This window comes from Rhodococcus sp. WWJCD1 (assembly GCF_002258735.1).
GTDB lineage: Bacteria > Actinomycetota > Actinomycetes > Mycobacteriales > Mycobacteriaceae > Rhodococcoides.
Map to the genome: position 1 here is coordinate 36,561 of NZ_NOXY01000030.1, position 12,143 is coordinate 48,703.

Here is a 12,143-nt window from a genome sequence, read left to right on the forward strand (position 1 = left end):
CGATCGAAAAGTCGATAGCCTCGCACGGTGACGCAGAAACGTACGTTGCTCGCCGCCGTCCTCGTCGTGGCCACGATGTGCGCGGCCTGCGGCGCCGGGCCGTCGATCCGGCCCGATGTCGCGGTGGAGCAACGATCCCCCGGTCAGCCCGGCGAGCCGTCCGCAGAGGCTCCGCCGGAGCCGGCTGCTCTCGCCGTGCCGACGACCGACCTCGACTGGGCCGACTGCACCGCCGCAACTCTCGGGACGTTCGGGCTCACCTCGACCACGCCCGGACTGACACTCGAGTGCGCCGAATACGAGGCCGATGTCGATGCCAGCGGGCAGATGTTCGGCACGTTCGCCGTCGGCGCTCTGCGCGCCCGACTCGATGGAACGCCGGCCGATGCGGGTCCGCTGGTGTTCACCTCCGGCTCCGATCGATCCTCTATCGCCACCCTGGCGACGATGGCAGCCGGTCCGCTCTCGACACTGCTGGAAGCTCACCCCATCGTCGCCGTAGATCGGCGCGGGATCGGCCGCTCCACCGCTGTGGACTGCATCGACGACACCATCGACTCCCCTACCAAGACAGCAGTCGATGCCCTGGGACAGTTCACCAGATCCGACGCCGATACCGCCGACCGCGCAGTCGACGCAGGCCGAGACGCCACCATCGAATGCACCGACACACTCCAGCCACAGGAACTCGCCTTCGGAACCACCTACGCCGCGGACGATCTCGACCGTCTGCGGCAGCTCTGGGGCGTGAACCAGATCGGAGTGATCGGATCGGGGAACGGTGCGCTCACCGCGTTGGCCTACGCGGCGAAGTTCCCGGACAACATCTCGCGTCTGATTCTCGATTCGCCGCCCGGGGTCAACACCGATCAGATCACGCTGGCCGAGCAACGCACCCAGGGCAAGGAAGCCGCCTTCGCGGCGTTCGCACAACGATGCGTCGCGCTGAACTGCTCACTCGGGGCCGATCCGACGGCTGCTGTGGAGCAGCTGCTCCGACGCGCCGCCGGTGGCGAGTTCGCACCGCTGTCCACTCACGAAATTCTCGACGGCATCACCTTCGCGCTCGCATCGACTGCAGGGGACGCGTCGTCCCGGGCCACCACCCTGTCCACGACCTTGTCCGCAGCGGCCGGCTCCGACACCGCAGCTCTGCTCGCTCTCGCCGAACGAGGTCGAAATGCCTACGGCACCGACGGGCAGTTCGTTTCCCGGTGCACGGACGGCCAGCAGTGGCCGTCTCCGCAGGGCGTGCGTGACCTGTCGTCGCAATGGACCGACCGCTACCCGGTCTACGGCACCGACGCCGCCCTGACAGCGTTGCTGTGCTCCTCCTGGCCGACAGCACCGTCGATCCCCCTGCCCACCTCGTTGGACGTTCCGGTACTGGTCCTGTCGAACGCGGGCGACCCGATCGTCGGCAACGGAGGCCTGTCCTCGGTCACCGGGCTGGTCGGGGCAACCGGTGCAGCAGTGGCGTCGGCGGCGTGGCAGGGCAGCGGACACCCGAGCCTCGGCGGATCGCAGTGTCTGCAGAGCGCTGCGGTGAATTACGCGCTCGATACTTCGCTTCCCACCGACGGCACCGTCTGTCCCGCCTGATTCCTCGACCGGACTCCGGCGATCGATACCTGCCGGTAGGTTCCGTCGGTCGGCCCGCTGAACTTGCGGGGTGTCCTTTCTCTGGTGCGGCACCGGCTCGGGTACCGTTCGCGGGTGTCACTTAGCTTTCTGGAGCCGCGTTCAGGGCGGACGACCGCCGAGGTAATCAAGTACGCCCTGTGGCCCATCGCCATCATGACCGTGATCCAGCGGGTGGTCATCAAGGCGGTCAACGGTGATATCACCAACGACTTCAATCCCGTGTACAGCGCAGCTCTGGCGTTCCTGAATCGACAGCCGGTGTACACGGCGAATTTCGACTCCGTCGATCCGCACTACCTGTACCAACCGAGTGCGACGATGCTGCTCTCCCCCATAGCCATCATCGACCCCGAGCGATCTCGCTGGCTGTTCATCATCGCCAGCACCATCGCAATTCTCGTGGCGCTGTACATCCTGCTGCGCATCTTCGGATTCCGGCTCGATTCAGTTGCCGCTCCCGCGCTGCTCCTCGCCGCATTCGTCAGCGAGACAGTGACGAACACGTTGGTGTTCACCAACTTCAACGGCTTCGTCCTCCTCGGCGAAGTAGCGTTCCTCGGGTTTCTACTCCAGCGCAAAGACCTGTCGGCCGGCGTTGCCATGGGTCTGACTCTGGCGGTCAAGCCGATGCTCGCGCCGCTGCTGCTGCTACCGCTGATGACGCGTCAGTGGAAGGTCTTCGTCACCTCGATCGCGATCCCCGTGGTGATGATGGCCATCGCCTGGCCGCTGTCGGTCGACCCGATGAACTTCATCGACCGGACGCTGCCGTACCTGCTGCAGACTCGCGACTACTTCAACAGTGCTGTCGTCGGTAACGGTCGCTACTACGGTGTTCCCGAACTGCTCACCCTCGGCATCCGCGCGGTTCTCGGAATCATGGTTCTGGTGTCGCTGTGGCTGCTGTACCGATACTGCCGCGAGGACCGTCTCTTCTTCTTCGCGACCACTTCGGGATTGATCCTGACCGCGCACTGGTTGCTGGGTTCGCTGGGCCAGATGTACTACTCGATGATGCTGTTCCCGCTGCTCATGACTGTGGTGCTGAAGAACTCACTACTTCGCAACTGGCCCGCCTGGCTCGCGATCTACGGGTTCATGAACTACGACCGATGGCTGTCCGGGCGCTGGATCGAAACGGGCCGTGCCCTCGATTACCTCCGAACCACGTTCGGGTGGGCGCTGCTGATCGTCGTCATCTTCGGTGTTCTCGTCGGACGCTATTTCGCCGCTCGAAGCGAAGGACGACTGGACGACGGGATCGAACCGAACTACCTTTTGCCGAGCGCGCCACCAGCGAAAACGGCATAGCCCGACAAATCGTATTAGCGTGGAAGCATGAGTTCAGCAACCGACAACAACTCCGCTCCCGCCGTCCAGCTCACCGACGCACAGTGGCGCGAGAAGCTGACCCCCGAGGAGTACGCGGTGCTCCGCCAAGCAGGCACCGAACGCCCGGGCGTCGGCGAGTACACCGACACCACCACCGAAGGCATCTACGAATGCCGAGCCTGCGGAGCCGAATTGTTCCGCAGCACCGAGAAGTTCGAATCCCACTGCGGCTGGCCGTCGTTCTTCGACCCGGCCGACAGCGACGCCGTGATCCTGAAAGAGGACACCACGCTGGGAATGCGCCGAGTCGAGGTGATCTGCCGCAACTGCCACAGTCACCTCGGCCACGTGTTCGAGGGCGAGGGCTACCCCACGCCGACCGACCAGCGCTACTGCATCAACTCGATCTCGCTGGTACTCAAGCCTGCATCCTGATCGGCGCTGATTCATCCATACTGTGAACATGCGCACTTTCACCTCACCAGAGCAGATCAAAGCGGCCGTCGGCGAAGACCTCGGCACCAGTGACTGGCTGCAGATCACCCAGGAACGGGTCAACACCTTCGCCGACGCGACCGGCGATCACCAGTGGATTCACGTGGATGTCGAGCGGGCGAAGAAGGAAAGCCCGTTCGGCGCGCCGATCGCACACGGATTCCTGAGCCTGTCCCTGGTGTCGATGCTCAACTGGCAGATCTACACGATCGAGAACACCAAGCTCGGAATCAATTACGGCTCCAACAAGGTTCGCTTCATCAACCCGGTGAAGGTCGGAGCCCACGTGCGCCTGCAGACCACCCTCGTCTCCGTCGAAGAGGTATCCGGCGGAGCACTGCAGATAGTGACAGCGGGAACATTGCAGATCGAGGGCGAGGACAAGCCGGCGCTGGTCGCCGAGATCATCTCTCGGGTCGTGTTCTGACCCCTGACCGAACTGGTGGATCGAACGCGGTGATCGGCGGCAATGGTTCGTCGTAGCGTTCGATCTCCACCAGCACATGCTGTCCAGTGCATCCACGCGACAGCGAGGACGCCCCGTCGTCCGCGGTGAGTACGTTCACGCTGCCGTGCTTGCACATCGAGCCGGGATCAGCTGGATCGAGCGGGTCGTACCAGGCACCCGTGGACAGCTGGACCACCGTTTCCAGCATCGCGTCGTCGACAACGACACCGGCCAGGCACGAGCCACGGTCGTTGAACACCCGCACGACATCGCCGTCCGACACTCCCCTGGCCGCCGCCGCGGACGGGTGCATTCGTATCGGCTCTCGGCCCTGAATCTTCGAGTGTCGGCTCACCGCGCCGTGATCGAGCTGACTGTGCAGCCTGGTGCGTGGCTGATTGGCGATCAGGTGCAACGGAAACTGCTGGGCGCGTGGCCCGCCCAGCCACTCCTGCGGCTCGAACCACATCGGATGCCCTCGGCAGTCGTCGTAGTCGAAGCCCGCCACCGTGGCCGAGAAGATCTCGATCTTGCCGCTCGGGGTGCGCAGGGCGTTCCCGACCGGGTCTGTTCGGAAGTCGTGGAGGAACGTCAGATCATCCTCGGTCTGCATTCGGAACGAACCCTCACGCCGGAAGGCCTGGAACTCCGGGGTCGTGACGCCACCCGCCCGTAGATATCCGCGCCACTGCCCGTACAGATGCTCCAGCCACTGCTCCGAGGTACGCCCCTCGGTGAACTGCTCCCCCACACCGAGTTTCGTGGCCAGTTCAGCGAGCGTGTCGTAGTCGTCGCGAGCGTCCGCGTACCGGGCGGCGGCCGGTTCCATGGCGACGAGCAGAGGATCGTTGCGCGTGCAACTCAGGTCCGATCGTTCCAACGACGTCGTCGACGGGATGACGATGTCGGCGTGCTTGGCCATCGGTGTCCAGTACGGATCGTGTACGACGACGGTGTCGGGTCTGCCGAGAGCACGACGAAGCCGTCCGAGATCCTGGTGGTGGTGGAACGGATTGCCGCCGGCCCAGTAGACGACCTTGATGTCCGGGTACGTCAATCGCTGACCGTCGTAGTCGAATTGGCCACCGGGATCGAGCAACATGTCCGAGACCGCCGCCACCGGAATCAGATCGGGCACCGGATTGATTCCCTGCGGCAGAGTCGGTAACGGATACGGAACCGGGGCCAGACCGGGCTCGTTCATCGAGCCGTAGCCGTGTCCGAATCCCCCACCGGGCACGCCGATCTGACCCAACATCGATGCCAGTGTGATGCCCATCCACGGGGCCTGCTCGCCGTGCTGCGTCCGTTGCAGTGACCACGTGACGGTGACCATCGTGCGTTTCGACGCCATCTCCCGCGCGAGATCCGCGATCACCGCAGCCTCGATGCCGCAGATCGTCGACGCCCACTGCGGGGTCTTGGGTGTGCCGTCCGAGACGCCGAGCAGGTACCGCTCGAACTCCGGATAGCCCTCGCAGTACGTGTCGAGAAAGGCTGTGTCGTGCAACTTTTCGTCGGCGAGCACGAATGCGAGAGCCAACATCATCGCCACGTCGGTTCCGGGTCGCGGCGCGATCCATCGAGCGTCGCCGCTCATGTCGTTGCGCAGCGGACTGACCGAGACGATCTGTCCGCCGCGAGCACGCATCGCGTCGAGCGAATCGACCGTCGGATGGTCCGACGTACCGCCGTGATTGATACCGGTGTTCTTCACCGGAACGCCGCCGAAGGCCACGAGTAGGTCGGTGTGCGCGGCGATCACGTTCCAGGACGTGGAGCGCGAGAACATCTTCCAGTGCGCACCGAGTACGTGCGGCATGATGACACCGGTCGCACCCAGTGAGTAGCTGTGCACCGATCTGGTGTAACCGCCGATGCAGTTGAGGAATCGATGCACCTGACTCTGCGCGTGATGGAAGCGTCCGGCACTCGCCCACCCGTACGAGCCGCCGTAGATGGCGCTGTTGCCGTATGTGCCGACAACTCTGCGCAATTCGTTGGACAGGAGCTCGGTCAACTCGTCCCACGACACCTCGACGAACTCGTCGCTGCCACGGTCGTCGGTCGGCCCCGGGCCGCGCTCGAGCCAGCCTCTGCGTACCGCGGGTGAGGTAACGCGCGATCGGTGGGTCACCGACCCGACGAGGTTACCCAACACCGGGGAAGGATTGCTGTCCGAGACCTCGGGATGAACAGCGGTGACATCGCGTCCGTCCGACTCGGCACGAAACATGCCCCAGTGGCCCATGTGCTGGACGCCGGCCACTCCGGTCATCGAACTACTCCGGTCATCGAACTACCCCGGTCATCGAATTCCGAACGCGCTCAACGCTGCCAGCAGTGCATCCGGACGCTCGACCGTCGGTACGGGATCGACGAGCGCGAAGCTGCACCCGATCTCCCTCGCCGCACCGTCGGCCTCGGCGCTGTCGCCCACCATCAATGTCACCGATGGGTCGACGCCCAAGCTCGCGACTGCGTGCCGGAAGATCTCGGGCTGCGGTTTGACGTGACCTACCTCGAACGAGAGCACGAACTCGTCGACGTACCGATCGAGACCGCGATCGACGAACGCAGGACGGATGTCGAAGGCGATGTTGCTCAGCACACCGACCCGAATCGACTCGGCAGCAAGCTTTTTCAGGACCGACTCGGTATCCGGGTACGGCGTCCACGAATCGGCATCGATCACCCGCCCGTAAACCGATTCCGCCTGCGCACGGTCCGTGACACCGGACTGCTCGAGCACGTGCAGATAGGCCTGCCGGTGCAGTGCCGGATCGAGGTCTCGGTTTCGCCAGGCATGACGCGTTGCATCGTCGAACTCGACTGTCTCGCCTACCGGCGCGGTCATACGCCGCATCAGTTCCGCGGCTCCGGCACCGTCGACCGGGGTGCCGTCTGCGTCATGGATGCCGTCGAACCAGGTGGGATCCTCCTCGAGCCGAAACAGCGTGCCCGAGAAGTCGAACAGGACGGCCTCGATCGTCGATGTGCCCGTCGTGGTCACGGCAGTGATTCGACGAGTGCGTCCACCTCGACCCGCGGGCCGGTGAAGAACGGGGTCTCCTCACGCACGTGCCGTCGCGCCTCGGTGGCACGCAGATCCCGCATCAGATCGACGATGCGGTCCAACTCGGGAGCCTCGAAGGCCAGAATCCACTCGTAGTCGCCCAGTGCGAACGACGGCACGGTGTTCGCGCGCACGTCCTTGTAGTCACGCGCGGCCTTGCCGTGGTCGGCGAGCATCGTGCGGCGCTCGTCGTCGGGCAGCAGATACCAGTCGATCGACCGGACGAACGGGTAGACGCAGATGTACGCACCCGGATCCTCACCCGCGATGAAGGCCGGAACGTGACTCTTGTTGAACTCCGCCGGGCGGTGCAGTGCGGTGTTGCTCCAGACCGGAGTGCTTGCCCTGCCCAGCGCGGTGGTGCGCCGGAAGTCGGAATAGGTGGCTTGCAGGTCCTCGATGCGCTCGGCATGCGTCCAGACCATGAAATCGGCGTCGGCGCGCATGCCGGCGATGTCGTACACACCCCGCACTGCGACGCCCTTGTCTTCACGACCTTCGAAGAAGACTTTCGCCTCCTTGGCTGCTGCGGCCCGATCGTCGCCCAGCACACCGGGCGTGACCTTGTAGACCGAGAACATCAGATAGCGGAGTGTCGAATTGAGCGCTGAGTAATCGAGGCGTGCCATGGCCCTATCGTGCCACCTCGACCAGACGGGCGGCAGCGGTGGTGGCGGACGCAATACATGCGGGTACACCGACACCGCGCTGCCAGGCTCCGGTGACCTCGAGGCCGGGGAGGTCGGCAACACCGGACTCCACGGCGGCGACGCGATCGAGATGCCCGGGCGCATATTGCGGCAGACCGCCCGGCCAGCGCTGCACTGTCGCGGCCAGTGGTGGGGTGTCGATGTTCGCAACCGTTCGCAGATCCCGCAGCGCCGTCTCGATCGACTCGGCCTCGGATCGGTCCGAGGCCGTGGAGTCGCCGAACCGGCCTAGCGAGGCCCGCAGCAATACCGCGTCACGCTCCCCCAGGTGTGGCCACTTCCGGCTCGACAATGTGAACGCTTTGACATCGAGGCCTGCGTCCGTGGCCACGAGAATGCCCGAATTCTGGGGCAGCTCGGTCGCTTTCGGAAAGGCCAGCGCTACGACCACCGACGACGCCAGCTCGATACTGCGTGCAGCCCGCGAGGCCTCGGGTGCCACCGCGGCGATCAGGTGACCGAGGACGGGCGCGGGTACCGCCAAGACCAGTCCGTCCACGACGCCCACGCGATCGACGTACCAGCCGTTCGCCTCACGGCGTACCTCGCCGATGCCTGCGTCGACGATCGTCCGGGCATCGGTCGCGGCGATCAGCGCATCGAGCAGCACCGCATAGCCGTCGCGCAGGCCGCCGAACACCGGTCCGGGCGACGGCGTGGGCAATGCCGCCAGCACTGCCTCGGTGAGGCTCGCTGCCCCGCCGTCCAATGCGGCTGCCAACGTCGGAAGGGCAGCCCGGACGCCGATGGAGCTCGCCGAGCCGGAGTACACGCCGCCGAGCAGCGGGTCGACCGAACGGCTCACGACCTGGGAGCCGAAGCGGCTGCCCACGAGATCGGCCACGCTGACGTCCGAGCCCGCGGTCCACGTGAACGGCCGTGTTGTTTCGGTCTCGATGAGGTGCAGTTCCTCCGGGTCCACCAGATCCCGCACGGAATCGGCAGAGGACGGGATACCCATCAAGGTGCCCAGCGGGAGCGCATGCGTTCGGCCGCCCGAGAAGACCAGCGGACGCGCCGACGACGGGTGCACCAGCTGATCCGACAGGCCGAGTTCGGCGAGCAGAGCCGGTACTTCCGGACGACGACCGATGAACGCTTCCGCGCCGACGTCGAGCGACTCGGCACCGACCTCGGTGGTCCGCAGGGTGCCACCGAGGCGAGGGGATGCCTCGACGAGAGTGATCTCCGCATCGGGACCACAGGCCTGCCGGAGGCGATACGCCGCGACGAGGCCGGAGATCCCGCCGCCGACCACGGCGTAGCGCCGCAGCGTCACAACGAATGCACCAACGAGACCACCCGGGTCAGAATCTCGGGATCGGTGTCGGGCAACACGCCGTGTCCGAGATTGAACACATGCCCCCGCGCACCGGCCGCCACCGCGCGGTCGGCTTCGGCGGCAATACGTCGAACTTCGGCCTCGACGGCATCCCAGCCGGCGAACAGCACCGCCGGATCGAGATTTCCCTGCAAGACCTTGCCGCCACCGACTCGGTGCACGGCGTCGTCGAGCGGAATCCGCCAGTCGACACCGACCACATCGGCGCCGGCCTCACCCATCGCACCGAGCAACTCGCCGGTACCGACCCCGAAATGAATCTTGGGAACGCCCGCCGAGGACACGGCGTCGAACACTCGCGTCGAGTGCGGCAGCACGTACTCGCGGTAGTCGGCGAGCGACAGCGCACCCGCCCACGAGTCGAACACCTGCACCGCGTCCACTCCGGCGGCCAACTGAGCCTGCAGGAATGTGATCGTTGTGGTCGCCAGCGCGTCGAGCAGGGCATGCCAGGTCGCCGGGTCGGAGCGCATCAGCGCCTTGGTCTTCTCGTGATTGCGACTGGGGCCACCCTCGACCAGGTAGGACGCGAGGGTGAACGGCGCTCCGGCGAACCCGATGAGCGGCGTGCCCGCGAGCTCCCTGGTGAGGATCCGCACCGCATCGGCCACCGGCTCGACCTGATCGGCGGTCAACGTGGGGAGCGCCGCAACATCGGCCGCCGAACGCACCGGCTGAGCCACGACCGGACCGGTACCGGCAACGATGTCGAGATCGATACCGGCAGCCTTGAGCGGAACCACGATGTCCGAGAACAGGATTGCCGCGTCCACATCGTGTCGACGGACAGGTTGCAGAGTGATCTCGGCCACCAGATCCGGCCGGAAGCACGAATCCAGCATGCCGATGCCGGCGCGGATCTTTCGGTATTCGGGGAGAGACCTGCCGGCCTGACGCATGAACCACACCGGCCGACGCGAGGGCGTTTCACCGGCGATCGCGGCCAAGAACGGCGCGTCCGGGAGTTCTCGACGGGCGGGGGCTGTGGTGTGTGCTTCGGCGTTCATCGAGTTCCATGCTGCCACGCGTCAGGAAAGCTTCTGCCACCAAGGGCGACACACCCACTTCGGTTCCATCACGGCTCGGCGCGCCTCCGCCGCCGGACAACGTGACGCGTCTAACGTCCGATCACGTGACCGAACCCGAATCCACCGCCGAACCTGCGCCTTTCCGCGCCGCCATCGACGCGATGCATCGGGCCCAGGTACACCCGGCGATCGAAATCGGTCCGATCCGGCCGCCGCAGCGTCTCGCCCCCTACAGCTATGCGATCGGGGCCGAGGTCAAGCATCCCGATTCCGACCAGGTCGACGAACAGAGTGACGGTGACGCCTTCGGCCGCCTGATCCTGCTGTACGACCCCGACGGTGCAGAAGCCTGGAACGGCACTCTTCGACTGGTTGCCTACATTCAAGCGGACGTCGACGAATCGCTGGCCGACGATCCCCTGCTTCCCGAGGTCGGGTGGAGTTGGCTGGTCGACGCACTGGAGTCACGGTCGGAGCCGCTCAACGCACTCGGCGGCACCGTCACCTCGACCAGCTCGGTGCGTTACGGCGACATCGCCGGTCCCCCCAAGGCCCATCAGCTCGAACTTCGCGCGTCCTGGACCGCGACGTCCGAGGACCTCTCGACACACGTCGAGGCCTTCTGCGAGGTTCTCGCGTACGCGGCAGGTCTGCCGCCCGCGGGCATCACGACCCTCGGTCGACGCAGTTCCAGCCGGACATAGTCTCCGGACCCACCGACCGTAGGGCTTAGAGTCACTGTCCATGTCAGCCGAGAGTTCCCCCGACGCCACGTCGGACGACGCCACGTCGGACGAGCAGGTCAACGAGCCGGTCGCCGTTCCGTTGCTTGCCCCGGCTGACGGTGTGCCCGATGTCGTGGACACACCGGACGCCGTTCTCGCGGCCGCGAAGCTCCTCGCCGCAGGTCACGGGCCTCTCGCGGTCGATGCCGAACGCGCGTCGGGCTTTCGGTACTCCCAGCGCGCCTACCTGCTGCAGTTTCGTCGCCGCGGAGCGGGCACCGTTCTGCTCGATCCGATCCCGGTCACCGGCGACCTCGCGCCTCTCGCCGAGGTGATCAACCCGCTCGAATGGGTGCTGCACTCCGCCGATCAGGACCTCCCGGGGCTGGCCGAACTCGGCCTGGTCCCCGCCACGCTCTACGACACCGAGCTCGCCGGCCGTCTCGCCGGATTCGAACGCGTCGGCCTCGGCGCCATCGTCGAACGCACCCTCGGACTGGCGCTGCAGAAGGGCCACGGCGCTGCCGACTGGTCCACTCGTCCCCTGCCCGACACCTGGCTCAACTACGCCGCGCTCGACGTCGAAGTTCTGCTCGAGCTTCGCGACGAAATGGCCGCGGAGCTCGAACGACAAGGCAAAACGGACTGGGCGGCACAGGAATTCGCCCACATCCTCTCTCTCGGACCGCCCAAACCCAAGACCGACAGGTGGCGTCGGACATCCGGGATTCACGCGATCAAGTCTCCCCGCACGCTCGCGGCCGTCCGCGAACTATGGACCACCCGAGACGAACTGGCGGCCAAACGTGACGTGGCTCCGAGCCGGGTGTTGCCGGACTCGGCGATCGTGGCGGCGGCAACTGCCGATCCGAAGACCTCGCGCGAGCTCGAGCAACTACCGGTCTTCGGCGGTCCTCGCCAGCGTCGATCTTCCCGCCTGTGGGCGTCGGCGCTCACGCGTGCGCGGGCCCTGCCGACCTCCGAGCTGCCCTCCATGGCAGCGTCTTTCGACGGCCCGCCCCCGGTCAATCGATGGGCGCGTCGCGATCCCGACGCGGCGGCCAGGCTCGCCGACGTGCGAGCGGCGATGACCGAGCTCAGCGAGGCGGTGTCGGTTCCGGTCGAGAACCTCCTGATGCCGGATCTGCTCCGTCGATTGGTGTGGGATTGGCGGACTCCCGACGACGAAGGCCTCGATCCTGCAGAGCTGATCGACAGTCGGCTGACCGAGGGAGGGGCGCGGCCCTGGCAACGCTCGCTGGTGGTACCGGTTCTGGCGAAGGCACTGCACCCTTCCCAAGTTACCGACGGGTAATACCCGCTACAGTAGGTGGCGCGTCCGG

The 12,143-nt window shown here is 65.9% G+C and carries 11 protein-coding genes; 6 read left to right on the plus strand and 5 right to left on the minus strand.

Annotated features, from left to right (window positions below; genetic code table 11):
* Positions 1–27 precede the first annotated feature (27 nt).
* The 4 genes from CH286_RS22725 to CH286_RS22740 all read left to right on the plus strand — a co-directional run bounded on the left by CH286_RS22725 (position 28) and on the right by CH286_RS22740 (position 3,898).
* Entirely contained in the window at positions 28–1,602 is a 1,575-nt protein-coding gene (locus CH286_RS22725) for an alpha/beta hydrolase (protein WP_032403313.1), read from the plus strand.
* 114 nt (positions 1,603–1,716) lie between these two features.
* On the plus strand, positions 1,717–2,955 hold the full coding sequence (locus CH286_RS22730) for a glycosyltransferase family 87 protein (protein ID WP_094610485.1): 1,239 nt from the start codon (positions 1,717–1,719) through the stop codon (positions 2,953–2,955).
* Between the two features lie 27 nt (positions 2,956–2,982).
* Positions 2,983–3,411, plus strand: coding sequence for a peptide-methionine (R)-S-oxide reductase MsrB (msrB, locus tag CH286_RS22735; protein ID WP_032403312.1), 429 nt, complete (start codon positions 2,983–2,985; stop codon positions 3,409–3,411).
* 28 nt (positions 3,412–3,439) lie between these two features.
* Positions 3,440–3,898 carry a MaoC family dehydratase gene (locus tag CH286_RS22740; RefSeq protein WP_170944821.1) on the plus strand — a complete coding sequence of 153 codons (459 nt, stop codon included), beginning with the start codon at positions 3,440–3,442 and terminating at the stop codon, positions 3,896–3,898.
* Here CH286_RS22740 and CH286_RS22745 read toward each other — a convergent pair.
* The 5 genes from CH286_RS22745 to hemE are packed head-to-tail and all read right to left on the minus strand — an operon-like array spanning position 3,876 to position 10,054.
* Positions 3,876–6,197 carry a molybdopterin-dependent oxidoreductase gene (locus tag CH286_RS22745; RefSeq protein WP_176458322.1) on the minus strand — a complete coding sequence of 774 codons (2,322 nt, stop codon included), beginning with the start codon at positions 6,195–6,197 and terminating at the stop codon, positions 3,876–3,878. The genes CH286_RS22740 and CH286_RS22745 overlap by 23 nt on opposite strands.
* A gap of 30 nt (positions 6,198–6,227) precedes the next feature.
* Complete coding sequence (locus tag CH286_RS22750) at positions 6,228–6,932, minus strand: HAD family hydrolase (RefSeq protein ID WP_032403311.1); 705 nt, start codon at positions 6,930–6,932, stop codon at positions 6,228–6,230.
* Positions 6,929–7,624, minus strand: coding sequence for a hydrogen peroxide-dependent heme synthase (gene hemQ / locus CH286_RS22755; protein WP_094610465.1), 696 nt, complete (start codon positions 7,622–7,624; stop codon positions 6,929–6,931). Before hemQ ends, CH286_RS22750 begins: the two co-directional genes overlap by 4 nt.
* A gap of 4 nt (positions 7,625–7,628) precedes the next feature.
* Entirely contained in the window at positions 7,629–8,984 is a 1,356-nt protein-coding gene (locus CH286_RS22760; protein ID WP_037153161.1) for a protoporphyrinogen oxidase, read from the minus strand.
* Positions 8,981–10,054: a uroporphyrinogen decarboxylase gene (gene hemE / locus CH286_RS22765; RefSeq protein WP_032403646.1), complete on the minus strand. Its 1,074-nt coding sequence runs from the start codon at positions 10,052–10,054 to the stop codon at positions 8,981–8,983. The genes CH286_RS22760 and hemE overlap by 4 nt, the downstream gene beginning before the upstream one ends.
* 125 nt (positions 10,055–10,179) lie before the next feature.
* On the opposite strand from hemE, the gene CH286_RS22770 reads away from it, so the two are divergent.
* Positions 10,180–10,779 carry a DUF3000 domain-containing protein gene (locus tag CH286_RS22770; RefSeq protein ID WP_032403309.1) on the plus strand — a complete coding sequence of 200 codons (600 nt, stop codon included), beginning with the start codon at positions 10,180–10,182 and terminating at the stop codon, positions 10,777–10,779.
* A gap of 40 nt (positions 10,780–10,819) precedes the next feature.
* A complete protein-coding gene (locus CH286_RS22775; protein WP_094610466.1) occupies positions 10,820–12,115 on the plus strand; it encodes an HRDC domain-containing protein in 1,296 nt (431 codons plus the stop codon).
* Positions 12,116–12,143 lie beyond the last annotated feature (28 nt).